The sequence below is a fragment of the Ruegeria sp. CF5 genome, from assembly GCF_056537325.1.
On record NZ_JBQFRI010000008.1, the window covers coordinates 202846 to 226417 of the forward strand.

The 23572-nt window shown below is 58.8% G+C and carries 29 protein-coding genes; 18 read left to right on the forward strand and 11 right to left on the reverse strand.

Features of this window, described 5'->3' with window-relative positions; translation table 11 throughout:
- Positions 1–48: 48 nt before the first annotated feature.
- The 3 genes from ACR0NW_RS18285 (at position 49) to ACR0NW_RS18295 (ending at position 2210) form a co-directional block, all read left to right on the forward strand.
- Positions 49–600, forward strand: a complete 552-nt coding sequence (locus ACR0NW_RS18285) for a F0F1 ATP synthase subunit B' (protein ID WP_170654068.1) — start codon at positions 49–51, stop codon at positions 598–600.
- 5 nt (positions 601–605) lie between these two features.
- Complete coding sequence (locus ACR0NW_RS18290) at positions 606–1166, forward strand: F0F1 ATP synthase subunit B (protein WP_170654066.1); 561 nt, start codon at positions 606–608, stop codon at positions 1164–1166.
- A gap of 183 nt (positions 1167–1349) precedes the next feature.
- The gene (locus tag ACR0NW_RS18295; protein WP_480451934.1) at positions 1350–2210 is read left to right on the forward strand and encodes a glycosyltransferase family 2 protein; all 861 of its coding nucleotides are present in this window, start codon (positions 1350–1352) and stop codon (positions 2208–2210) included.
- A gap of 9 nt (positions 2211–2219) precedes the next feature.
- Here ACR0NW_RS18295 and ACR0NW_RS18300 read toward each other — a convergent pair whose 3' ends face one another.
- Complete coding sequence (locus ACR0NW_RS18300; protein WP_480451936.1) at positions 2220–2990, reverse strand: FadR/GntR family transcriptional regulator; 771 nt, start codon at positions 2988–2990, stop codon at positions 2220–2222.
- Positions 2991–3148: 158 nt separating this feature from the next.
- Between ACR0NW_RS18300 and ACR0NW_RS18305 the strand changes: the two genes are divergently transcribed.
- The 4 genes from ACR0NW_RS18305 to ACR0NW_RS18320 all read left to right on the forward strand — a co-directional run bounded on the left by ACR0NW_RS18305 (position 3149) and on the right by ACR0NW_RS18320 (position 8821).
- A complete protein-coding gene (locus ACR0NW_RS18305) occupies positions 3149–4375 on the forward strand; it encodes an aminotransferase-like domain-containing protein (protein WP_480451937.1) in 1227 nt (408 codons plus the stop codon).
- Between the two features lie 23 nt (positions 4376–4398).
- The gene (locus ACR0NW_RS18310; RefSeq protein WP_480451939.1) at positions 4399–4806 is read left to right on the forward strand and encodes a hypothetical protein; all 408 of its coding nucleotides are present in this window, start codon (positions 4399–4401) and stop codon (positions 4804–4806) included.
- 140 nt (positions 4807–4946) lie between these two features.
- The gene (locus ACR0NW_RS18315) at positions 4947–8402 is read left to right on the forward strand and encodes a chromosome segregation SMC family protein (RefSeq protein WP_480452011.1); all 3456 of its coding nucleotides are present in this window, start codon (positions 4947–4949) and stop codon (positions 8400–8402) included.
- 53 nt (positions 8403–8455) lie between these two features.
- A complete protein-coding gene (locus ACR0NW_RS18320; protein ID WP_480451940.1) occupies positions 8456–8821 on the forward strand; it encodes a hypothetical protein in 366 nt (121 codons plus the stop codon).
- Between the two features lie 4 nt (positions 8822–8825).
- On the opposite strand, the gene ACR0NW_RS18325 is transcribed toward ACR0NW_RS18320, so the two are convergent.
- The 3 genes from ACR0NW_RS18325 to ACR0NW_RS18335 are packed head-to-tail and all read right to left on the reverse strand — an operon-like array spanning position 8826 to position 11893.
- Positions 8826–9992 (reverse strand): lytic murein transglycosylase, encoded by a 1167-nt coding sequence (locus ACR0NW_RS18325; protein WP_480451941.1) that lies wholly within the window; start codon positions 9990–9992, stop codon positions 8826–8828.
- A 24-nt stretch (positions 9993–10016) separates the two neighbouring features.
- Positions 10017–10937 (reverse strand): adenosylcobinamide-phosphate synthase CbiB, encoded by a 921-nt coding sequence (gene cbiB, locus ACR0NW_RS18330; protein ID WP_480451943.1) that lies wholly within the window; start codon positions 10935–10937, stop codon positions 10017–10019.
- A complete protein-coding gene (locus tag ACR0NW_RS18335; protein WP_480451944.1) occupies positions 10934–11893 on the reverse strand; it encodes a threonine-phosphate decarboxylase in 960 nt (319 codons plus the stop codon). Before ACR0NW_RS18335 ends, cbiB begins: the two co-directional genes overlap by 4 nt.
- A gap of 182 nt (positions 11894–12075) precedes the next feature.
- Between ACR0NW_RS18335 and ACR0NW_RS18340 the strand changes: the two genes are divergently transcribed.
- A complete protein-coding gene (locus tag ACR0NW_RS18340; protein WP_170654047.1) occupies positions 12076–12438 on the forward strand; it encodes a response regulator in 363 nt (120 codons plus the stop codon).
- Here ACR0NW_RS18340 and ACR0NW_RS18345 read toward each other — a convergent pair.
- Positions 12420–13409 (reverse strand): glutathione S-transferase family protein, encoded by a 990-nt coding sequence (locus ACR0NW_RS18345; RefSeq protein ID WP_480451946.1) that lies wholly within the window; start codon positions 13407–13409, stop codon positions 12420–12422. The genes ACR0NW_RS18340 and ACR0NW_RS18345 overlap by 19 nt on opposite strands.
- 212 nt (positions 13410–13621) lie before the next feature.
- Between ACR0NW_RS18345 and ACR0NW_RS18350 the strand changes: the two genes are divergently transcribed.
- Complete coding sequence (locus ACR0NW_RS18350; RefSeq protein ID WP_170654043.1) at positions 13622–13975, forward strand: hypothetical protein; 354 nt, start codon at positions 13622–13624, stop codon at positions 13973–13975.
- Between the two features lie 11 nt (positions 13976–13986).
- Here the strand turns inward: ACR0NW_RS18350 and ACR0NW_RS18355 are convergent, their stop codons facing one another.
- Positions 13987–14490 carry a L,D-transpeptidase family protein gene (locus tag ACR0NW_RS18355; RefSeq protein ID WP_480451947.1) on the reverse strand — a complete coding sequence of 168 codons (504 nt, stop codon included), beginning with the start codon at positions 14488–14490 and terminating at the stop codon, positions 13987–13989.
- 29 nt (positions 14491–14519) lie between these two features.
- Entirely contained in the window at positions 14520–15692 is a 1173-nt protein-coding gene (locus ACR0NW_RS18360) for a MalY/PatB family protein (protein WP_480451948.1), read from the reverse strand.
- 94 nt (positions 15693–15786) lie between these two features.
- Here ACR0NW_RS18360 and def (ACR0NW_RS18365) point away from each other — a divergent pair, with 94 nt between their 5' ends.
- From def (ACR0NW_RS18365) to speB, 7 genes are all read left to right on the forward strand, one after another.
- Positions 15787–16305, forward strand: coding sequence for a peptide deformylase (def, locus tag ACR0NW_RS18365; RefSeq protein WP_480451950.1), 519 nt, complete (start codon positions 15787–15789; stop codon positions 16303–16305).
- The gene (def, locus tag ACR0NW_RS18370) at positions 16302–16799 is read left to right on the forward strand and encodes a peptide deformylase (protein ID WP_480451951.1); all 498 of its coding nucleotides are present in this window, start codon (positions 16302–16304) and stop codon (positions 16797–16799) included. The genes def (ACR0NW_RS18365) and def (ACR0NW_RS18370) overlap by 4 nt, the downstream gene beginning before the upstream one ends.
- On the forward strand, positions 16796–17290 hold the full coding sequence (def, locus tag ACR0NW_RS18375) for a peptide deformylase (protein WP_480451952.1): 495 nt from the start codon (positions 16796–16798) through the stop codon (positions 17288–17290). Before def (ACR0NW_RS18370) ends, def (ACR0NW_RS18375) begins: the two co-directional genes overlap by 4 nt.
- A gap of 22 nt (positions 17291–17312) precedes the next feature.
- The gene (fmt, locus tag ACR0NW_RS18380) at positions 17313–18218 is read left to right on the forward strand and encodes a methionyl-tRNA formyltransferase (protein WP_480451954.1); all 906 of its coding nucleotides are present in this window, start codon (positions 17313–17315) and stop codon (positions 18216–18218) included.
- 15 nt (positions 18219–18233) lie between these two features.
- Positions 18234–18470 carry a hypothetical protein gene (locus tag ACR0NW_RS18385; protein WP_170654029.1) on the forward strand — a complete coding sequence of 79 codons (237 nt, stop codon included), beginning with the start codon at positions 18234–18236 and terminating at the stop codon, positions 18468–18470.
- A gap of 1 nt (position 18471) precedes the next feature.
- Positions 18472–18708 (forward strand): GlsB/YeaQ/YmgE family stress response membrane protein, encoded by a 237-nt coding sequence (locus ACR0NW_RS18390; protein ID WP_480451956.1) that lies wholly within the window; start codon positions 18472–18474, stop codon positions 18706–18708.
- Positions 18709–18771: 63 nt separating this feature from the next.
- Positions 18772–19593 (forward strand): agmatinase, encoded by an 822-nt coding sequence (gene speB, locus ACR0NW_RS18395; RefSeq protein WP_480451957.1) that lies wholly within the window; start codon positions 18772–18774, stop codon positions 19591–19593.
- Between the two features lie 24 nt (positions 19594–19617).
- On the opposite strand, the gene rnhA is transcribed toward speB, so the two are convergent.
- The 4 genes from rnhA to ACR0NW_RS18415 all read right to left on the reverse strand — a co-directional run bounded on the left by rnhA (position 19618) and on the right by ACR0NW_RS18415 (position 22416).
- A complete protein-coding gene (gene rnhA, locus ACR0NW_RS18400; protein WP_170654023.1) occupies positions 19618–20085 on the reverse strand; it encodes a ribonuclease HI in 468 nt (155 codons plus the stop codon).
- A complete protein-coding gene (locus ACR0NW_RS18405; RefSeq protein ID WP_480451959.1) occupies positions 20078–20665 on the reverse strand; it encodes a class I SAM-dependent methyltransferase in 588 nt (195 codons plus the stop codon). The genes rnhA and ACR0NW_RS18405 overlap by 8 nt, the downstream gene beginning before the upstream one ends.
- Positions 20665–21615, reverse strand: coding sequence for a 4-hydroxy-3-methylbut-2-enyl diphosphate reductase (ispH, locus tag ACR0NW_RS18410; protein ID WP_480451961.1), 951 nt, complete (start codon positions 21613–21615; stop codon positions 20665–20667). Before ispH ends, ACR0NW_RS18405 begins: the two co-directional genes overlap by 1 nt.
- Positions 21616–21822: 207 nt before the next feature.
- Positions 21823–22416 carry a LabA-like NYN domain-containing protein gene (locus ACR0NW_RS18415; protein WP_170654018.1) on the reverse strand — a complete coding sequence of 198 codons (594 nt, stop codon included), beginning with the start codon at positions 22414–22416 and terminating at the stop codon, positions 21823–21825.
- 139 nt (positions 22417–22555) lie between these two features.
- On the opposite strand from ACR0NW_RS18415, the gene folK reads away from it, so the two are divergent.
- Together folK and rpoZ are read left to right on the forward strand one after the other, a co-directional pair.
- The gene (gene folK, locus ACR0NW_RS18420; protein WP_170654016.1) at positions 22556–23125 is read left to right on the forward strand and encodes a 2-amino-4-hydroxy-6-hydroxymethyldihydropteridine diphosphokinase; all 570 of its coding nucleotides are present in this window, start codon (positions 22556–22558) and stop codon (positions 23123–23125) included.
- A 93-nt stretch (positions 23126–23218) separates the two neighbouring features.
- On the forward strand, positions 23219–23572 hold the full coding sequence (gene rpoZ, locus ACR0NW_RS18425) for a DNA-directed RNA polymerase subunit omega (RefSeq protein WP_170654014.1): 354 nt from the start codon (positions 23219–23221) through the stop codon (positions 23570–23572).

Here is a 23572-nt window from a genome sequence, read left to right on the forward strand (position 1 = left end):
CCATAGCGGCCCACCTGTTGTAAAGACAACGTTCCGACGGAGGACATCATGGCGACTGAACCCATTTCAGAAGAAGTAGTTGGCTCGTGCGTCGACTCGCATGGCTCTGCCATCGGGATGCCGCAGCTCTGCTTCGATTGGTTCCCCAACCAGATTTTCTGGCTGGTCATTACGCTGGTCGTCATCTTTCTGGTCCTGTCCCGCGTGGCTCTGCCCCGCATCGCGGCAATCCTGGCTGAACGTCAGGGGACCATTACAAATGACCTGGCTGCGGCCGAAGATCTGAAGGCCAAAGCGGTCGAGGCCGAAGAGGCCTATAACAAGGCGCTGGCCGATGCCCGTTCTGAGGCACAGCGTATCGCTGCCGAAGCACGCGCCGAAATCCAGTCTGGACTGGATGATGCGATTGCCAAGGCGGATGCGGAAATCGCTGCAAAAGCGGCTGAATCGGAAAAGGCAATTGCCGAAATCCGTGCCGGTGCGCTGGAAAGCATTCAAGTGGTTGCCAAAGATACGGCGGCTGAACTGGTCACCGCACTGGGCGGCGAGGCGGATGCCGACGCTATCTCCGGTGCCGTCGAAGCGCAGATGAAAGGATAAGTGATATGCGGAATACTCTTGCCCTTATCCTGACCGTTGGCGCGGCCAGCCCGGCACTTGCCGCAAGCGGCCCGTTCTTCTCGCTTGGCAACACAGATTTTGTGGTCCTGCTGGGCTTTATCGTGTTCATCGCGGTTCTGTTCTATTTCAAGGTTCCGGGCATGATCGGCGGGGCTTTGGACAACCGCGCCGAAGGCATCAAGGCCGAGCTGGATGAAGCACGCGCCCTGCACGAAGAAGCCCGTGGCCTGCTAGCCTCGTATGAGCGCAAGCAGCGCGAAGTTCAGGATCAGGCTCAGGCCATCGTGGCAGCTGCCAAGGATGACGCAGTTCTTGCTGCTGAACAGGCGAAGGCCGATCTGGAACGGTCGATTGCCCGTCGTCTGGCCGCTGCCGAAGATCAGATTGCCTCGGCCGAGGCGTCTGCTGTGAAGGAAGTTCGCGATCAGGCTGCCAATGTGGCCGTTTCCGCAGCCAACGCTGTTCTCAAGAAACAGATGACCGCTGCACAGGCCAACAAGCTGATCGATGCGGCTATTGCTGATGTTGGTGCCAAACTGCACTAACCGAGAATAATGTTTCAACCCGGCAGAAATTGCCGGGTTGAAGCATCTGTTTGATCACCTCTGATCTTCGAGTGTGATCCGCAAGAAAAGCACGTTTGTGCTGTTTTGCTTTCAACCGATTAATTTTCGGCACATGCTTTACCCGGTGACGCCGGTGACTGACGGATTTGTTGAGAACGTTAAATGAAAAACCTACCAGTCATCAGTCTAGTGATCCCGAACCTGAACTGCGCGGAGTTTCTGGAACGTACAATCATGTCCGTACTGGCGCAGAATTATCCCCGACTTGAACTGATCATGTCCGACGGTGGCAGCAGGGATGGTTCCATGGAAATCGTCAGGCGCTATCGGGATGCCTTTGCACATGTAATATCTGCTCCGGATACTGGTCAGGCCAACGCGGTCAACAAGGGCTTTGCAGTGGCAACCGGTGATGTCATGGGGTGGATCAATTCGGATGACATCCTCATGCCGGGTGGGCTTGATCTTGTCGGCTCTTTGTTTGCCGCCAATGACGGTATGGAATGGTTGTCGGGCAGGGTCACCTGCATCGACGAGGAAGATCAGCAACTCAGCAATCACAGACCAAGAGCGGTTTCACACCTTCGGTTTCTGGCCGGCGATTATCAATGGATTCAGCAGGAATCCACTTTTTGGCGAAAGGGCCTGTGGCAGCGCGCGGGTGGTGGCCTTGATGAATCCCTGAAGCTGGCGGTGGACGGAGAGCTCTGGCTTCGGTTTTCCCGACATGCCGATATGATTCCTGTCCATGCCCAGATCGGGGCGTTTCGATACCGCAAGGGGCAACGCTCCGAAGCTCAGGACGCCTATCACTCCGAGCTTTTGCACATGATCGAGCTGGAGCGGCAGAAAACCGAAGTCACAGATGAATTGACCAGGAAAATTCTGAGTACTCCTTTGAAACTCAGATCACGGAAAGAGACCAATAGCACTTTTCCCGAATTGCTGAAGTCTGATCCCAAGCCACTTAAGCGTTTGCAGCTTTGGAAACACAAACTGTTGCATGGTGCGCGGAAAACCTGAGCCACTTCCCTAATCCTGGCGGGTTTCATGCTCCAGCCGTTGCTGCGCAATAGCCTCGTTCTTGATTGCCTTCAGATGGTCGGCCATGCAGCGTTCAACAAAATTCAGATGTTCTTCGACTGCAGTTCTTGCACCAACTGCATCGCGTGATTGCAGGGCGGTGTTGATCGCCTGATGCTGTAGAAGGATCGCGTTTCGTGTCGTGCGTTGGTGAAACATGATCTGCCTGTTGTAGAACACTCCCTGTCGCAACAGATCGAACATCGACCGCATCATGTGCAGCATCACGACGTTATGGCTGGCTTCGATGATCGCCATATGAAACTGGGCGTCCAGATGTGCCTCTTCATCGGTTGCCTGCCGGGAATGGGCACTTTCCATTTTGTTGAAAATGGTCTGGATCACCTGCAGATCACTGTCCGATCCCAACCGCGCCGCGCGTTCCGCTGCCAACCCCTCCATATCGCGGCGAAACGAGAGATAGTCGAACATGGCCTCGTCATGACTGCTGAACAGCCGGATCAACGCTGGAGAAAACGCAGAGCCCAGAACTTCGGCCACGTAAATGCCCGAGCCGGCCCTGGCGGCTAGTAGCCCCTGTTCTTGCAGCTCGGAAATTGCTTCACGCAAGGATGGTCGTGAAACACCCAGCCGCTCCGCCAATTCGCGCTCGGATGGCAGCCGCTCACCCGGCCGCAAAATACCGCGCAATATCAATAGCTCGATCTGGCGGATCACTCCGGTGGACAATTTTTCGGGTTGGACTTTCTGGAAAGGCATTTTTGCATTCATTCAGATTGGTCAAATCATATGACCACGTATCTGGAATGGCTGCAAGATGGCCGGGTTGCGTAGAAAGGCTGAAACAAAAGGTCAGCAATATTGACATTAATACACTTCTGCCTAGGCTGCTTCGTCAGACAGCCAGAGGAGTAGCCATGTCGTTGGATCAGCTATTTGCAACGCGCGCATCGCGTATGAAGGCATCTGAAATCCGAGAGTTGCTCAAGCTGTTGGATCAGCCGGGGATCATTTCATTCGCAGGTGGAATCCCCGATCCCAAGCTGTTTCCGGCCGAAGAATTCAGCCAAGCATTCACGCATGTTTTGGATCCGGCGCACCAATCCCAAGCCTTGCAATATTCGGTAAGCGAAGGATACCACCCGCTGCGGCGCTGGATCGTTTCCGAAATGAAAAAGATCGGGGTGCCATGTGATGTCGACAATGTCCTGATAACCTCCGGGTCCCAGCAGGCGCTGGACTATCTGGGCAAGTTGTTCCTGACCGCTGGGGATACCGCGCTGGTGGGCTGGCCGACCTATCTGGGCGCATTATCCGCATTTAACGCATATGAGCCCCGATTTGACCAACTGAGTGTGAACGGCAACCGGGATGCCACCGAATATCAGGCCGCAGCAAAAGCGGAAGGAGGCAGGGTCAAATTCGCCTATCTCTCGGCAGATTTTGCCAACCCGACGGGGGAGACGGTAGATCGCCGCGGGCGTAAATACCTGTTGGATCTGGTGGATGAGCTGGACTGTGCTCTGATTGAGGATGCTGCCTATCAGGCCCTGCGGTTTGATGGTGAAGATGTGCCACCCATTCTGGCGCTTGAGATCGAACGCAAAGGGTCGATTGAACACTGCCGCACGATCTATTGCGGCAGCTTCTCCAAAACGTTGTCACCGGGGCTGCGGGTCGGATGGGTTGTTGCCGCAAAACCGGTTATCGCGCAGATGGTGTTGTTGAAGCAGGCCGCCGATCTGCATTCATCAACAGTCAACCAGATGGCCATTTTTGAAGTCGCCGACCGTTGTTTCCAAGACCACGTTCCAAAACTGCGCGCGGCCTATCGGCAGCGAAGGGATGCGATGTTGTCCGCCCTGTCCGAACACATGCCAGACGGGGTGCAATGGACCAGACCCGAGGGTGGCATGTTCATCTGGCTGACACTTCCTGCGGGATGCGACGGGGCGGCACTTTTGGCCCGTGCGCTTGAGTCAGTGGGGGTCGCGTTTGTACCCGGTCAGGCGTTCTTTGCCGATGGGTCCGGTGCCAACACTGTTCGCCTGAGCTTTTCGTGCTCGGATGTGCCGACCATTCACGAAGGCATCAGACGGCTGGGCGAAGTTCTTGGACACGAACAGGGCGAAAGAACCTGTTAACCAAATCCTGCCAAAGCTTGCGCATGGTGCGCATTCTCCTTTTTCTTTTTCTGACGGCCTGTTCTGCTGCAACGCCCGAGTTCAGGGGGGTACCTGCAACCCGGGTTGCGGTGAATGGCAGTGTGTTTGACGTGCGCGTGCGTGGTCATCTGGCTGAGGCCGTGCGCGTCAACACGCAATATGCGCCCCGCCTGGGACCAATCCGGGACAGGGCGGCGCTGGCCATGGCGCAGGTGTCCGGGTGTCCGGTGCTGGATGTATTGGGGGATGCGGCGGTAACGACCGGGGTGTTGGGATGTGATCGCGCCGCCGGGGAAAGGCTGTTGCTGACCGCGATATCCGTACCGAATTACGAGTGCATCGATTACGGCATTTTCGAAAACGGGGATCGCGATACCGGTTATCAGGTATTCGAGTGCTCGCCTTATTGAAAAGGGCGGATTTGCCGCCTCATGTGGCAAGATATTGTGGATAACTCGCCTTGTTGGGCCATATCCTGCGCATCCACGTTGACTCGACCCCCATCCATTGCGCAGACTTCAAGGCCATAGGAATCACGGATGGCAGCCTTTTGCGGTTTTCCAAACTCAGACTGACCGGCTTCAAAAGCTTTGTTGACCCGACCGACCTGATTATTGCGGACGGGCTGACCGGAGTCGTCGGTCCAAATGGCTGCGGCAAATCCAACCTTCTTGAGGCTCTGCGCTGGGTTATGGGCGAAAACCGCCCCAAGGCGATGCGTGGCGGTGGCATGGAAGACGTGATTTTCGCGGGTGCCGCCAGCCGACCAGCCCGCAACTTTGCCGAAGTGATGCTGACATTGGACAATTCCGAGAGGCTGGCACCTTCGGGGTTCAATGAAAGCGACCAGCTTGAGATCGTGCGCCGGATCACACGCGACGTAGGCAGTGCCTATAAAACGAATGGCAAGGACGTTCGGGCGCGCGACGTTCAGATGCTGTTTGCAGACGCATCGACGGGCGCGCATTCGCCCGCTCTGGTCCGGCAGGGGCAGATCGCCGAACTGATCAACGCCAAGCCCAAGGCGCGCAGGCGCATTCTGGAAGAGGCGGCGGGTATCTCGGGCCTGTATCAGCGGCGGCACGAGGCCGAGCTGAAACTGAAGGGCACCGAAACGAACCTGACCCGCGTGGATGATGTGTTGGAGCAGTTGGGTGCTCAGCTGGCGCAACTGGCGCGTCAGGCGCGGCAGGCGGCCCGTTATCGCGAGATTGGTGAGCAACTGCGCAATGCCGAGGGCATGTTGCTTTATCGCCGCTGGAAAGAGGCGGACATCGCCCGCCTGCAGGCCGAGGACAAGCTGCGCGAGCGGACAACCGAAGCATCCCGGGCCGAGGTTGAGGCCAGACAGGCTTCGACACAAAGAACGAAACTGGAAGAGGCGCTGCCGCCCCTGCGCGAGGAAGAGGCGATTGCGGCAGCAGTCCTTCAGCGCCTGCAGGTTCAGCGGGACGCGATGAACGATCAGGAAAGTCGCGCGCGCCAGACCATCGAAACCCTGACTGCACGAATTCAGCAGCTTGGCCGCGATATTGATCGTGAAACCGGCCTGAACCGCGACGCGGACGAGATGATCGAGCGGTTGGAATGGGAAGCGCGCGAACTGGCCAAGGCGGCGGAAGGCCACGGGGACAAACTGTCCGAAGCTGCCCAAGTTGCACACGAAGCCGCTGCTGTCCTGCAGGAACGCGAACAGCACCTGTCGCAAGAGACCGAGGATATGGCGCGGCTGGTTGCCCGCCACCAATCCGCCCAGCGTCTGGTCGAAGACAGCCGCAAGACACTGGCCCGTTCTGAAGGTGAAGAGGAAAAAGCCCGTGCGGCTGTGGACGAGGCCCGTGCCGCGGTTACCCGCGCAAGCGAGGGTTTTGAAACAGCGCAGGAGGCCGAGGAAGAAGCCCGTGAAGCGGCTGAAGCCGCCGAAGAGGCTCTGGCTGCTGCCGACGAGTTGCGCAACGATACCCAGGCGCGCGAGGCCGAAGCCCGTGCCAAGCGGTCCGAGGCCGAAGGTGAGCTAGGGGCGATCCGGGCCGAGACCACTGCACTGTCCAAGCTGGTCGAGCGTGACACGGCCGAGGGCGGGCAGGTTCTTGATCTGCTGCGGGTCGAGCCGGGGTATGAAAAGGCGCTTGGCGCTGCTCTGGCCGATGATCTGCGGGCACCTCTGGTCGAAGGGGACGGCCCGTCGGGATGGACGCAGGTTCCGGCCTATGACGCCGATCAGCCCTTGCCGGACGATGTGCAGCCGCTTGCGTTGCATGTTTCGGGCCCTGACCGGCTGAGCCGCAGGATTGCCCAGATCGGGCTTGTCGATGCCGATTTGGGTGCCCGTCTGCAGCAGAAGTTGAAACCCGGCCAGCGCCTTGTTTCCCGTTCGGGTGATTTGTGGCGGTGGGATGGTTTCAGGGCCTGGGCCGAGGATGCGCCCAGTGCCGCCGCATTGCGGCTGGAACAGTTGAACAAGCTGGAAGCGCTTAAACAGGAATTGACGCGGATCGAGGCACAGGCCGAAGGCGCACGCGCCGCGCACGAGGCCCTGTCGCAACAATTGGCGGATGTGACCGAAGCGGACCGCCGGGCGCGTGAGGCGCGTCGGACGGCCGATCAGCGCATGGCTGAGACGGCACGTGCGCTCAGCCGGGCCGAGGCGGATAGAAACCTTGCGCAGGGCAAGCTGGAAACGCTGACATTGGCAGTCGACCGTCACAAGGAAGATGCGATGTCGGCGCGCATTCAGGTGCGCGAAGCCGAAAGTGCGCTTGCAGGATTGGGCGACCTCGACAGTGCACGCGCGCATGTCGAGGACATCAAGCATACCGTCGAGGCCGCGCGGATCACCATGCTGACTCACCGGTCGAGCCATGACGAATTGCGGCGCGAAGGTGAGGCGCGGACACGGCGCGCACAGGAGGTGACTAAGGATCTCAGCGGTTGGCGTCACCGTCTGGAAACAGCGGGCAAACGGATCGCGGAACTGTCAGAACGCAAGACCGGTTCCGAAGAGGAACTGACCGAGGCCATGGCGGCACCTGCCGAGATTGCCGAGGCGCGTGAGGAACTGAGCGAGCAGATCGAAACTGCCGAAGCACGCCGTTCCGAAGCAGCGGACCGGCTGGCCGAAGCTGAAACGCATCACCGAGAAGCAGTTGTAGCGGAACGCGATGCCGAGCGTTTGGCCTCGGAAATGCGCGAGGCGCGAGCTGCTGCCGAAGCCCGTTGCGAAGCCGCGCGGGAAAGTGTCGTCGCCGCCGCAGAGCGGATTGCCGAAGATCAGCAACTGACGCCCAATCAGCTGCTGAACCAGCTTGATGTCGATCCTGACCGGATGCCTGCGGCCGATGCCCTTGAGGCCGAGGTCAACCGCCACAAGCGTCAGCGTGATGCGATGGGCGCGGTGAACCTGCGGGCCGAAGAAGACGCCAAGGAGGTTCAGGAGGAATTCGACGCGCTGAACTCCGAAAAAGCGGACCTTGAAGAAGCGGTCAAAGCGCTGCGCAGCGGTATCGCCAGCCTCAACCGCGAAGGGCGCGAGCGTTTGTTGACCGCCTTCGAACAGGTGAATTCCAACTTCGCCATGCTGTTCAAGCACCTCTTTGGTGGTGGTGAGGCCAATCTGGTCATGGTCGAAAGCGATGATCCGCTGGATGCTGGGCTGGAAATCATGTGTCAGCCGCCGGGCAAGAAACTGTCGACACTCAGCCTGTTGTCGGGTGGTGAGCAGACCCTGACCGCCATGGCGCTGATCTTTGCCGTATTCCTTGCAAACCCCGCGCCGATCTGTGTGCTGGACGAGGTTGATGCGCCTCTGGATGATGCAAACGTGACTCGGTTCTGCGATCTTTTAGACGAGATGTGCCGTCAGACCGACACACGCTTCCTGATCATTACCCACCATGCGGTAACCATGGCCCGGATGGACCGTCTTTTTGGTGTAACGATGCAGGAACAGGGCGTCAGTCAGCTTGTTTCAGTTGATCTGAAAAAGGCCGAGGCCATGGTCGCCTGACCCCTCACTGCAAAGTGACACCTGTCGCGCGGCGGTCCGGGCTAGGGTGAGGCATGATCCGAATTCTGCTTTTTTCCATGGCTGTCATGTGGGCAGCACCTTTGGGCGCCGGGGAATGGCCCCTGCGGCAAGGCGACGTTCCGCTGAGCTCAGATGAACTGGATGCTCTGGCTGGGCAAACCCTGACTTTTTACGACGACGGACAGTCGCGATATTCGGCGGGTGGGGCATATTCCTATACCTACTCCGCCGCAAATGGTGGCGGAACCGCCTATGGCACGTATCACGTCGCCAGCGACGGTAGTGTGTGTACGGATTTTCACAATGGATTTAGCCGATGCGACCTGTATGTGCGCAGTGGTGGTCGCCTTATCCTCATTAATGAAAAAGGCGAACGCTATCCCGTTCGCCCCAACTGACTGATCAGAGACGGTTCAACAGCTCTGGCGTGGGCCATGCGTCCGCCGGCAGTCCAAGCCGTGCCTGCTCGGCCTGAACGGCGGCGCGGGTTCCGGCCCCGAGGATACCGTCGATCTTTCCAACATCGTAACCCCGGGACTGCAGTTTCGACTGCAGCTGTTTCATCTGCGAACCGGACAGGCCCGGCTCGGCTGCGCCTGCATCATAGATAGGTGCACCCTCCAACCGGGTTGCGAAATAGGCGGCGGTCAGCACATAGACAAAGCTCTGGTTCCATTCGAAATAGACGTCGAAATTCGGATAGGCGAGGAAGGCGGGGCCTTTGTGCCCCTGTGGTATAATCAGTGACGCCTGCATATTGGCGGGCAGCGAACTGTTACGCGTCGTCACGCCCATGGCCTGCCATTCGGACACAGGGCGCGGTTTCCCGGGACCGGATATTGACCAGTCCATCTGCGCAGGCACAGACACCTCCTGCAGCCACGGCTGACCGGGTTGCCAGCCCAGATGCGACAGCATTTTTGCCCCCGATAGTAGGGCATCCGGTGCCGAGGTTTTCAGTGAAACGGTCCCGTCACCATCCCCATCAACGCCGTTTTCCAGTATGTCGCGGGGCAGCATCTGAACCATGCCGATTTCCCCTGCCCAGGCACCGGTTGTGCGGGCGGGGTCAAAGTTGCCCTTCTCATACAGCTCGATTGCAGCAAAGATCTGCGGCCGGAACAGTTCAGGTCGGCGGCAGTCGTGTGCCAGCGTCACCAAAGCGTTCCGCGTGTTGAAATCACCCTGAAACGCGCCATAGTCCGTCTCGAACGCCCAGAAAGCCAGCAAAACGCCGCGCGACACGCCGTATTCGGCCTCGATCCGGTCAAAGACGGTATCATATTTCCGGGCCATAGCCTGTCCGCGATCAATGCGGTTCTTTGAGATCAGGTGGCGCGAAAAATCGATGAACGGTTTCTGGAAAACCCCCTGCGCCCGATCGGCTTTCAGAACCTTCGCATCCTGCTGCGTGCCCTTGAAGAACGCATTGACCGTTGCCTTGTCAAAACCTTGACCGACAGCTTCGGATTTCAGCCCTTTGACAAACTGATTAAATCCACCGCCGCATTGCGCAAAGGCAGGTGAGGACAGCAGGGCAAGGGCAAAAAAGCCGGAAAGAAAACGCATGGTCTGGGTGATCCGTGTTGAACGTCAAAAGACAAGGCTTATGACAAACCACACCGACACGACGCCAAGCGCAAGCCCCCAAACCTTCCATAGCATGCCGGATGCGCGGAAAACCTCGTATGCACCAATCTCTTTGCGCGCGTTTCCGTTCACCCAGGCCAGATCCCGCACCTGACCGTGATAGCTGCGTGGCCCGGCAAGTGCGACGTTCAGGGCCCGCGCCATCGCGGCTTCGGGCCAACCGGCATTGGGTGAGATATGGCGCCTCGCATCGGCGACGATGCTTCGCCAGTTGTTCCATTGGCCGGACAGGGTAACGATCATCAGACAGGTCAACCGGGCAGGGACAAGGTTCAGCAGGTCGTCCAGTCTGGCCGAGGCCCAGCCGAATTCCAGGTATTTCTCATTGCGGTAGCCGATCATGCTGTCAGCGGTATTGATGGCCTTGTAAATCAGCAACCCGGGCAACCCGGCGATCAGGAACCAGAACGCTGGTGCGATCACCCCGTCGCTGAGGTTTTCGGCGGCGCTTTCGATGGCCGATCGGGCAACCTGTGCCTGCGTCATGCCCGACGTATCGCGCGAGACGATCCGTGCAACCATGTCGCGGCCTTCGGGCAGCGACCTGCGCAGCGCATCGCCCACGTCGCGCACATGCGTCACCAGTGATTTCTGGGCAAGCAGAATGGCACAGACGATGATTTCGGCCACAGGTCCAAGCCGCGCAAGTAACGAGCCCAGGATGAGTCCGCCGGCTACCAGCAGGATCACCACTGCAACCCCTCTGAGGCGCCTGTTCGGCCCGTGGTTCAGCTGTTTGTCCAGCCATCCGATTACGGCACCGATCAGCACTGCGGGATGTCTGAGGCGCGACCACAACCAATCCGGTTCGCCCAGGGCTGCGTCCAGGCACATGGCTATGGCCAGCAAGAGGGCCGTGCTCACAGCGCTTTCTCCAGTCGCGTCCACCCGTGGGTCGGCGGCAGGCCAAGGCGGAGGAAAGTTTGCGAATAGGGGAAGATACGGCTCCAGATGTGCGCTTCGGCCAGCCGCGTTTGCCACTCGATTGCTGACTCAACTTCGTACAATCGGAATAAGGTCGTTCCACCCACCGGCTTTGCCCCTTTGTCGATCATTAGGGCATCCAGCCGCGCTGCATCCCGTGCCAACCGCACTCGGGTGGCGTCGGCCCAACCAGTGTCTGATAACGCGCGGGCACCAACACGCAATGCCGGTCCCGATACTGCCCACGGGCCGGTCAGATCGTTCAACCGTGCAATTATGTCAGGACGGGCAATGGCAAATCCCAGCCGCAACCCTGCCAGCCCCCAGAACTTGCCAAAGCTTTTCAGAACAACCGTTCCGGGGCGTTCTACCAGATGGATCAGTGAAGCATCAGGCGTGACGTCGCAAAAGCTCTCGTCGATTACCGTCAGGGGGGCTGCGGCGTCAGCCTCGGTCCAGATGCGCCCGTCCGGGTTGTTGGGGTGAACCAGAACGCGGGCATCGGCGGGGCCGGTATTCTGAACCTGCCAGCCCTGCGCGGTGAATGCGGCGGCATGTTCATTGTAGGTCGGTGGAGTTATTTCGACGCTTCTAGGTGCCGCCAATACCGGAATACGCGCGATAAGGGCCGATGCGCCGGGGGCTGGCAGAATCGCGGCGCCATCGGGTACGCGCCAGAACTGGCGTGCAGCCTCTGTAAGTGTTTCGAATGCACCGTGATCGGGCAATTCCGCCCAGTCGGAATTGGTAAGGTCCGCGACCTCATAGGGATGCGGATTGATGCCCGTGGACAGGTCGATCCAATCGGATCGGGCACCGCCGAACGCCTTCATCGCCCTGTCCAGGCCACCACCATGGTCGCGTCGGGCGCGGGGGTCTGTATCTTGATTGCTCATTCGGATTCTCAGTCAACGGCACCGGTGTTTCGCCTGCTTCAAGCGGATTTTCGCCGTCCGCACAAGCAAATCCGCGTGAGCAGGGCCACCAGAGAGCGACATTAACACTTTGTTAAGGAATTGGCGGGATGACCGATCATGGGGACGGTACCACTCATGCACGAGTACCGAGGTTGTTGCAAATGAAAGTTATGATTGTTGAGAGTAACCCCGAACTTGGTCGGGTCTGGCAAAGGCACCTTGAAAGGCAGGGCGCCGAGGTGACACTTGTCGAGACGCAGGAGGCGGCCATTCTGGCCTTATACGGAACCGCCTTTGACATCATTGTTCTGGATCTGGTTCTGGAGGCTGGCAGCGCGCTGGCCGTTGCGGATTTCGCCAGTTACCGCCGACCAGAGGCGCGGGTGATTTTCGTCACCAACACGACCTTTTTCTCGGACGGATCCATCTTTGCCCACAGTCCAAATGCCTGCGCCTATGTGCAGAGCGGTACGCCGCCAGAGGATCTGGCGGCGATGGTCGAACACTATGCGGCAGGTCGCTGATCCCGCCTGTGCGGTGCGTGATAGTCGATCTCTGGGTTTATCGGAATGATGCGGTGCGGATTGATGCTGTCGTGGCTGTAGTGATAGTGCCTGACGATGTGGTTCATGTTCACCGTCGATGCCACGCCCGGCCACTGATACAGCTCACGGGTATAGGCCCAGAGGTTCGGATAGTCGATCAGCCGCTTTCGGTTGCATTTGAAATGCAGGTGATAGACCGGGTCGAACCGGATCAGCGTTGTGAACAGACGCCAGTCCGCCTCGGTTAGTCGGTCCCCCATCAGATAGCGGTTTGACGACAGGCGATCCTCGAGCCAGTCCAGAGTGTCGAACAGCGGATGAACCGCCGCATCATAAGCTTCCTGCGTGGTCGCAAAGCCGCATTTGTAGACGCCGTTGTTCACGTTTGAATAGATGCGCGTATTGACGTCTTCGATCTCATCCCGGATTGGCGCGGGCCAGAAATCGTCTGAATTGCCCGTGATGCCATCGAAAGCCGAATTGAACATGCGGATGATTTCCGAACTTTCGTTGGAAACGATGGTCTCTTTCTGCTTGTCCCACAAAATCGGAACGGTCACGCGGCCCGAAAAAAGAGGGTCAGCCTTGGTATAGATCTGATGCGCCCGCTCAAAGCCATGCAGCGGATCGCCGGTGGCGCCATGATCATCGGTTTCAAACGACCAGCCATCGGACAGCATGTCGGGATGCACGACGGAAACGGTAACGTGATCTGTCAGCCCCTTGAGTTCGCGAAAAATCAACGTCCGATGGGCCCATGGGCAGGCATAGCTGATGTACAAATGGTACCGGCCCGACTTGGCCGTGAAACCACCGCTTCCGGACGGTCCTGGAGTGCCATCCGCCGTGATCCAGTTGCGAAACTGGGCCTCGGACCGCTTGAAGGCGCCTCCGGTGGATTTCGTGTCGTACCAAGTGTCGTGCCACTTTCCTTCGACAAGCAGGCCCATACCGTAATCTCCTTGTTTAGGTTCAGTACGAAGATAATGCGCCAGCGCACTGTGTCCTACATCGCCCGCCGCGCATGTGACCTGCAAAATCGCACAGCGAAGCGGGAATTCCCGGCGGCTTAGATGCACAATGTTTCGAAAAGAGCTGCTGAGTTTATTTGTTTTTTACAATTTCTCGCGCACACTGATACTGAGCCGAGGGGAGTGTGTTGATGAGTACCTATGTTTCAAAGGAAATGCGCGACGAACTGGATGCCGCGCGAATCGCCACACTGAAGAAATCCAGCCGCCTTCGGGTGGAATTGGGCGACAATCACTTCAAAATCCTGCGGTTGTGGAAAGACGGCTTCGCGGTCGAAGCGGCGTCGACACCGCGTTTGCGGGGGCTGGTCGACATCTATGATGGCGCGAACCATCTGTATCAATGTCTGATCGTCGCGGATGAGGAAGAAGCGGGTGAGATGCGCTATGAATTCAAGCGCAGCACCGTGGCAGCGGACAAGGCTCCGCTGGATTTCTATCGCTCACCGGATGCGCCCGTTGCCCTGTTGGGCTCTGACGGCTGACGACTGACGGATCAGGGGCGAATTTCGACAACAGTTCCGTTGGCGGCAAGGCTCCACAGTCGGGCCATTTCCGCATTTGAGATGGCAATGCAGCCAGCCGTCCAGTCGCCGGGAAGGGTAAAGCCGACAATGGCATTTGGCTGCCCGTGAATGAAGATGTCCCCGCCGGGATCAATGCCCTGTTTTGCAGCGCGTTCAGTATCCTCAGGCTTTGGGTAATCGATACCCAGTGACAGGTGATAGGCGCTTTGTGGATTGCGCCGGTCGATGGTGAATATGCCTTCGGGCGTTTTGCCATCGCCTTCCAGGACCTTGTCACCTAGCGGAGAAAACCCAAGCGCGATGTCGGCCTGCATTACCACTGCGCCACCAAGCGTCGCTGTCAGCCGCCGGTCTGATTTTTCAATCAGTATGTGATCGACCCTTTGCGCTTCGGGTGCCAACGGCGGGGCTGGCGGTCCAGGCCGGTATTGATGCCAGCCGATCCAGGCGGCACCTACCGCCAGGACCAACAAGCAAAGAACTTGGCCGCGCCGCATTGACGTTATTGCAGATCGGCGAATGCGGCACGCAGCCGGTCGCAGGCTTCGTCAACCCGCGCGCCCTGAGTGGCCAGATTGAACCGCTGGAAGGTTTCGCCGCCGGTTCCAAATCCGGGTCCGGGTGAAGTGGCGATCTTTGCATCCTCGCGCAGCCGTCGGACGATTTCTTCCATTTCCATCCCGGTGCCTGAAAAGTCGACCCATGCCAGATAGGTCGATTGCAGGGGCATCGACCACAATCCGGGAATGGCCGCGATCGTATCGTCAAAGCGGCGCCGGTTCCCATCCAGATGCGCAACCTGCGTATCAACCCATTCAGCACCCTCGGGGCTGTAGGCCGCGGTAATCATCGAAACGCCCAGAGAGCTGGGTGAATAGTCCAGCGTATTCAGCCGGTGACGCATGGCCGCCCGCAGGGTCGGGTCGGGGATAATCATGTTGCCGGTGCGCTGCCCGGCGATATTGAACGTTTTTGACGCCGCCGTCAGCGTAACTGTCCACGGGCGCGCATCAGGCGCGGCAACATCCATCGGGACAAAGGTGTTCCCGGGATAGATCAGGTCATGGTGAATTTCGTCAGATACCAGTATCAGCCCGTTTCGCTCGGCAAATGCCGCGACCGCGCGCAACTCGTCCGGTGTCCAGATGCGGCCCGAAGGATTCTGAGGCGAACACCAAAGCAGCAGCTTTTCAGAGCCGTCCAGACGCGACTGGGCGTCGTCCAGATCCAGCACATAGGTATCACCGTCCCGTACCAGCGGACACTCGACCACCTTTCGGCCGGACTTGTTCACCTTATGGGCAAACTCATGATAAACCGGCGAAAAGATCACCACACCATCACCCGGCTCACTCCAGACGTCCAACGCCAGTGCAATGGCATTGCCCAATCCCTGAGTTGTCAGCACCCAATCTGTGTCGATCGACCAGCCATGGCGGTTCTTCATCCACCACTGTACGGCCTGCAGATATTGGGGGTGTTCCCACGAGTATCCAAATACACCGTGCTCGGCGGCCTTGTGGACAGTTTCGATCACGCAAGGCGCGGTGGCATAATCCGAATCCGCTGTCCACATGGCCAGCCCGTCTTCGGGCGATACGCCGAACAGCTGCTCCATCTTGTCCCATTTGGAACTCTGGGTTCCCCGGCGGTCGATCAGGTCGTTGAAAGTCATGTGTACTCCGTTCTTCGGGCTGAAAGCTAAACGCAAATTACGCAGGTGCAAGGGGGGCGTTGCGGCTGGGCGCGTGATGACCTAAATCAGCCTCATGAAACGCAATATCCTGATCCATCCTGATCCCCGTCTGAAAAAGGTCTGTGCGCCGGTGGGCGACCTTACCGACGAACTGCGCAAACTGGCCGATGACATGCTGGAAACGATGTACGACGCGCCCGGCATCGGCCTTGCCGCGCCGCAGATCGGTGTACTGGACCGGCTGATCGTTCTGGATTGCGTCAAGGAAGAGGGCGAGGCGCCGCGCCCGCTGGTGATGTTCAACCCCGAGGTCATATCGTCGTCGGATGAAACCAGCGTCTACGAAGAGGGATGCCTGTCAATCCCGGATCAGTACGCCGAAGTGACCCGTCCCAAGGTGGTCGAGGTTGCGTGGATGGACCAGGACGGCAAAGCGCAGCAAGAGGTGTTCGACGGCCTTTGGGCAACCTGCGTTCAGCACGAAATCGACCATCTGAACGGAAAGCTGTTCATCGACTATCTCAAGCCTCTCAAACGTCAGATGATCACCCGCAAGATGCAGAAACTGAAGCGCGAGCAGGCACGGGCGTGAGCGTTCTGGAGGTTCTCAAGTGGCCCGATCCCCGGCTGTCGCACAAATGCGAACCGGTTGTGGGTGAAGTGCCCGAGGGTCTGATCCGCGACATGTTCGATACGATGTATGCCGCACCGGGCAGGGGGCTTGCCGCACCGCAGGTCGGCGTGATGCAACGGTTCTTTGTGATGGATTGCGGTTGGAAAGAGGGCACTCCCAGCCCGATGGTCATGATCAACCCGACCATCATGGCAGCGGAACGCGTGCCCACCGAGATGGAGGAGGGCTGCCTGTCGATCCCTGGCATTCTGATCCCGGTCGTGCGACCCAAGGCCATCACCGTGCAATGGACGGCCGCCGAAGGTGACATTCACATGGCTGATTTCGACGGGTTCGAGGCGCGTTGCATTCAGCATGAATTCGATCACCTGAACGGGGTTGTGACTTTCGATCATCTGGACCCCGACGCCCGGGCAGCAGCCGAGGCTGATTATCTGGAGAACAGACCATGACTGTACGCACCTGTCTTCCTTGGCCTGACAAGCGGTTGCGAACCCAAGCTGATGAAGTTGACAAGATCACCGACGACATCCGGGCGATCTGGGACGACATGATCGACACGATGGAGGCGATGCCCGGTGTCGGATTGGCGGCTCCACAGATCGGTGTGATGCTGCGTCTGGCGGTTGTGGACGGATCGACCGAACGGGGCAGGGCCGTACGTCTGGCAAACCCGGAAATCCTGCACAGTTCCATCGAACTGCGCGAGCATGATGAGGCCAGCCCGAACCTGCCCGGTGTTTCAGCCAAAGTAAAAAGACCTCGGGCTGTCACCGTGCGTTACCTGAACGAACAAGGGATGATGGATCGGCGCGATTTTGTGGGCATCGAAGCCACCAGCGTTCAGCATCAGATCGATCACTTGAACGGCAAGATGTACTTTGATCGCCTCAGCAAGGTGAAACGGGATATGCTGCTGCGCAAGGCGCGCAAACAGGGATAACCCGCCATAAAGGAGCACTATCATGCGCGTCGTTTTCATGGGAACGCCCGAGTTTTCGGTTCCGGTACTGGATGCGCTGGTCGATGCCGGGCACGAGATTGCGGCCGTGTACTGTCAGCCGCCCCGCCCAGCCGGACGCGGGAAAAAGGACCGCCCGACCCCAGTTCACGCAAGGGCTGCAGCCTTGGGTCTGGAGGTACGGCATCCGGTGTCGCTGAAGTCCCCGCAGGAACAGCAGGAATTTTCCGCGCTGCAGGCTGATATTGCCGTTGTGGTGGCCTATGGTTTGATCCTGCCTCAGTCCATTCTGGATGCGCCGGTGCATGGATGTCTGAATATCCACGCCAGTCTGTTGCCCCGTTGGCGGGGGGCGGCGCCAATTCACCGTGCGATCATGGCGGGCGATGTTGAAACCGGTATCTGCATCATGCAGATGGAGGCTGGGCTGGACACCGGCCCCGTCCTGCTGCGGGCCGCCACGCCAATCGGCGCAGAAGAAACCACCGATCAGTTACATGACCGGCTGTCAGTCATGGGTGCGGAGCAAATCGTCGAAGCGCTGGGCCGTCTGCACGAACTCACCCCCGAACCGCAAACGCAGGATGGCGTGACCTATGCCGCCAAGATCGACAAGGCAGAGGCACGCGTGGACTGGTCCCGGCCCGCTGCCGAGGTTGATCGTCAGATCAGGGGGCTTTCGCCGTTTCCCGGTGCCTGGACCGAAATCGAGGGCGAACGCGTCAAACTGCTGGCCTCCCGCCTGTCGGACGGACAGGGGGCAGCGGGCGAGGTTCTGGACGACGTGCTGCGCGTGGCCTGTGGGGAGGGGGCAGTCGAGCTACTGCGCTTGCAAAGGGCAGGCAAAGGCGCGCAGGATAAACAAAGCTTTTTGCGGGGCTGGCCTGTGGCTGCCGGAACCCGCCTCTAGTCGGAGGGCCGCCGGATGTTCATGATCCTCATGGGCACAGTCGTTATTGCCGGGATCGTCGGATATCTGTCCGAGATCACAGGCTTTACCAAGAACGGCTATCTGCAATCCATCATCATCTGCGTTGGTGGCGCGTTCCTGTTCTATTTCATCCGCATCATGTTCGGAATCGGATTTGGCTCGCCGGGATTGGATGCGGTACTGTCATCCATCGGTGCACTGATCATCGTGCCGACGCATTGGAGGAAATGAGATGCCCGTCGTTGCCTTGATTATCATAGGCGCCGCTGCCGGGTTCTTCGCAACCCGCCTGATGCGGATCGAGGCGGACATTCCGACGACGATGCTGGTCGGGATCGTTGGCGCACTGGTTGGCGGACTGATCCTGCGCGCGCTGCTGACCGTTATGGGCTGGCTCTCGGGCTTTGTTGGTGCTGTTCTCGGCGCGCTCCTCGTTCTCTGGCTGTGGCAGAGGTATTTTCGCCGCTGAGGCCTTGACCCCCTGAAGGATTGAGGGCCAGATCGCCCGAAATCATATTCAGGGGCAACTCATATGCATCATGATCTGAAACCGGGCGACGTCGCCCTGATGGGGGTTCCGTTGGACCTGCATTCGTCGTTCCTGCAGGGCCCGGCCTTTGCTCCGGGTCGCATCCGCGAGGCGCTGCATTCGGGTGCTGCGAACCTGACCGCCGAAGATGGCACCGATCTGGGTGCAACCGACCGGTTTCGGGATACGGGCGATCTTGATGTATTCGAAATGCGCGGTCAGGAACCGATAGACCGGATCGAGGCGGGTGCGGCGGAACGTCTGTCCAGCGGGGCGCGGCTGTTGTCGCTGGGTGGCGATCATTCGGTTGCCTATCCGCTGATCAAGGCCCATGCCGAACGGTACGAGGGGCTGAACATCCTGCACATCGATTCCCATCCCGACCTCTACGACACGCAGGAAATCGGCCCGCTGGGACATGGTTGCCCTTTTGCGCGGGTGATGGAGAACTGCCCGGTCAAGCGGCTGGTGCAGGTCGGCATCCGCACCATGAACACGCATCAGCGCGAACAGGCAGACAAATTCGGGGTCGAGGTGATCGATATGCGCAACTGGCGCCCGGACCTGCAGATTTCCTTTGGTGGCCCGGTCTACCTTTCGCTGGATTTGGATGCGCTTGATCCGGCGTTTGCCCCCGGTGTTTCACATCACGAACCCGGCGGTCTGACGACGCGCGAGGTGATCGACCTGATCCACCGGTTCGAGGGGCAGTTGGTCGGGGCTGATATCGTCGAGCTGAACCCGCATCGCGACCCCTATGGCATGACTGCGATGGTGGCGGCGAAATTCGTCAAGGAAATCGGCGCGCGCCTGCTTTCCCAATAATGCCAGCAACCAAAATGGGTCGGGTCAGACTTTGGCCTTGCCCGGCTTGAACGGGGCCATTCCCGCGCGGGCCAGTTCATCGGCCCGCTCGTTTTCAGGATGCCCGGCATGGCCTTTGACCCATTCCCAGGTCACGTCATGACGGCTTTGCGCCTCGTCCAGTCGCTGCCAGAGTTCCACGTTCTTGACCGGCTTTTTGTTTGAGGTTTTCCAGCCGTTTCTCTTCCACCCAAAAATCCAGCCGGTAACGCCGTTCTTTACATAGGCACTGTCTGTTACCACGGTGATCGTTGATGGGCGTTCCAGTGTCTCCAACGCGTTGATCGCCGCCAGCAATTCCATGCGGTTGTTGGTTGTCTCGGCTTCACCGCCGCTCAATTCGCGCTCTTTCAGCACAGCGCCCTTGTCCATGGCGCGCAGCAAGACACCCCAACCCCCCGGGCCGGGATTGCCGGAACAGGCCCCATCGGTATAGGCGAATAGTTCAGGCATAGGCGAAAACCAGAATGAAACCGTCATACGATCCGGCCAGCCCCTTGCCCATTCCCGTCACGAAACGATCGAGCGTGAACCCCGCCTCGGTCAGAGCCGTCTCAATCTCGGTCTGCGAATAATAGGTATAGTATCGGTCCAGATGATCACGGTGTTCTCCGGTGCCCAGTTTCATGCCCAGAAAAAGCAGACCGCCGGGTTTCAGGGCCTTGTGGATCGCGCCCAGATAACGCGGAAAATCCGCACGAGGGGCGTGCAGCAGGGAAAAGCTGGCATAGACGCCATCATATTCCGCCGTTTCAGTGACATCATCGAATGTGCCCAGATGCGCATCTACGCCGTTGTCGCGGGCGTACTCGACAAAAGCGGGTGTGGCGTCCAGTGCCCGAACCTTCAGGCCCTGTCGCATCAGAAACGTGCTGTCCGATCCGGGCCCCGAACCCAGATCCAGCACATATCCTGCTGCGCCTACCGCATCCGCAAAGGCCTGCCGCGCCTCAAGCTGTTTGGCGGGCAACGGCACCTTCAGATAATCCGCAACATGCGAGGTATAGGCGTCGATCGTTTTATGGTCTGGCATCACGCAGATTGCCGCAGCACGCGCGGCACCTTGAACTCAACATTCTCGATCGCCGTTTCAACCATTTCGACAGTGACGTCAAAACGGGACTGAAATGCCTCGATGACCTCGTTCACCAGCACTTCGGGAGCGGATGCCCCGGCGGTGACTGCGATGCTGGAAATACCTGTCAGCGCGCGCCAGTCGATATCTGTGGCGCGCTGGACCAGTTGGGCATAGTTGCAGCCCGCCTTGGAGGCGACCTCAACCAGACGGCGGGAATTCGAAGAATTTGGCGCGCCCACAACCAGCAGCGCATCGGATTTGGGTGCTACGATCTTGACCGCTGCTTGTCGGTTTGTGGTGGCATAACAGATGTCTTCCTTGTGTGGTCCGATAATCGCGGGAAAGCGGGCGTGCAATGCCGCAACGATGTCCCTGGTGTCATCGACCGACAGCGTTGTCTGCGTAACAAAAGCCAGCCGTTCGGGATCGCGGACCCGGACATTGGCAACGTCTTCTACGGTTTCCACCAACAGAACTTCGCCATCGGGTAACTGGCCCATAGTGCCAACCGTCTCGGGGTGGCCCTTGTGGCCGATCATGATCATCTGCAATCCGGCATCCGCGTGCCTCTGGGCCTCGATATGCACCTTGGACACAAGCGGGCATGTTGCATCCACATAGATCATTTCGCGCCGCGCCGCCTCGGCTGGAATGGCCTTGGGTACGCCGTGGGCCGAAAAGATGACAGGGCGGTCATCGGGGCATTCGTCCAGTTCCTCGACAAACACCGCGCCCTTTGCCCGCAGCCCGTCCACCACGAATTTGTTGTGCACGATTTCGTGTCGCACATAGACCGGCGCCCCCCACTTGGCCAACGCCATCTCGACGATCTTGATGGCACGGTCCACGCCTGCGCAAAAACCCCTTGGGGCGGCGAGGTAGAGTGTGAGTGGCGGCTTGGTCATGTGGACATCTCCCTGACCCGGACAGGTAAGGTTTTTCGCAGCATTGGTCCAGATGTCATGATGGCGTCATGATCCTGACATCGTCGGGCATTAACGTGATTGGTGTTTAAGCACCGAATGCTAGTTAAAGAAGCGCGGTCAGAATCATAACGATCCTGACCGCGCAATTTCCCATCACTGCGGTTCATGCCAGATATTCCTCTGGCCTTAGCTACCGCCCGCTACCGCGACGCTGCGGGGCTCCCGAGGTTCCCGGGGCTCCATCGGCATTTCACGCGGCGGACGTCCGATGACGTCACGCAGGTCTTCCAACTCGATGAAGTTGTCGGCCTGACGGCGCAACTCGTCCGAGATCATGGGCGGCTGGCTGCGGATGGTCGAAACCACCGAGACGCGAACGCCCTGACGCTGAAGGCTGGCAATCAGCGGGCGGAAATCCCCATCGCCCGAAAACAGCACGATATGATCGACGCGCGGCGCCAGTTCCATGGCATCGACGGTCAGTTCGATATCCATGTTGCCTTTGACCTTACGGCGGCCCATGGAATCGGTATATTCCTTGGCCGGTTTCGTCACCATGGTGAACCCGTTGTAATGCAGCCAATCAACCAATGGGCGGATGGGCGAATACTCATCGTTTTCCAGCAGCGCTGTGTAATAGAACGCCCGAAGCAGTTTTCCCCTGCGCATGAATTCCTGACGCAGCAACTTGTAGTCGATGTCAAAGCCCAGAGCTTTGGCGGCCGCGTAAAGATTCGAGCCATCGATGAACAGCGCTAGCCGTTCGTCCTTATAAAACATAAATAGTCCCTTCCGGTATAACCCATTGCGCCGTGAGGTTCCGTGAGTGAGTGCGTAATAAATCAGCGCAATGGTGCACCTAATGTAAGAATTTTGACATGTATCGCAAGTATTGTCTGTGCGGAATGAGAGGTGAAATATGGCCGAAACCCGGTCAAAAGCAGTGTTGGCACTGGGTGCAAATCTCAGCCTGAGAGATAACGGGCCCGAAGTGACCCTGCGAAACGCGCTGGAGGTTCTGAAGGCGGAAAGCGTGGTGATTCGCTCTGTAAGCCGCTTTTTTGCCACTCCGTGCTTCCCGGCGGGGGCCGGGCCGGACTATGTGAATGCTGCTGCGCTGATTGAAACCGATGGTACGCCCGAAGCATTGCTTGATCTGTTGCACCGGGTTGAGCATGAGTTCGGGCGCGCGCGCGTTCAGCGCTGGGGCATGCGAACGCTCGATATCGATCTCGTGTGCTGGGACGACCGGGTTTTGCCTGATCAGGCTGAATACGAACGATGGCTGAAATTACCTGCAGAAGATCAGGTAAAGCTGGCCCCTGACAAATTGATCTTGCCACATCCCCGTTTGCAGGACCGCGCATTCGTATTGGTGCCGATGGCCGATGTCGCGCCGGATTGGCGCCACCCGGCTCTTGATCTGACGGTAACCGAGATGCTTGCGAAGCTGCCCGAGGCCGATGTGGCCGCGGTTGTCCCGCTTTGATGCGGGCAGAACGGCATTTCCCGCTTGTCAAGGCGTAGAATCGCGCTTAGATAAACCCCTTCCTGACACGGATTCATTTACGGAGAGCGCCCCATGGCCCGCGTGACGGTCGAAGACTGTGTAGACAAGGTTCCGAACCGGTTCGAACTGGTGATGCTTGCCGCCCATCGCGCGCGCGAGGTGTCCGCTGGTGCGGCGATTACCGTGGACCGCGACAATGACAAAAACCCGGTTGTTTCGCTGCGCGAAATCGCTGAGGAAACCCAGAGCGCCGACGAACTGCGCGAGCGTCTGATCGAGGCCAACCAGACCCAGATCGAGGTTGATGAGCCGGAAGAGGATCAGATGGCCCTGCTGATGGGGGCAGAGTCGGACAAGCCTGCTGATGACGACATGTCCGAAGAAAAGCTCCTGCGCGCTCTGATGGAGGCACAGGGCCAGGGGTAA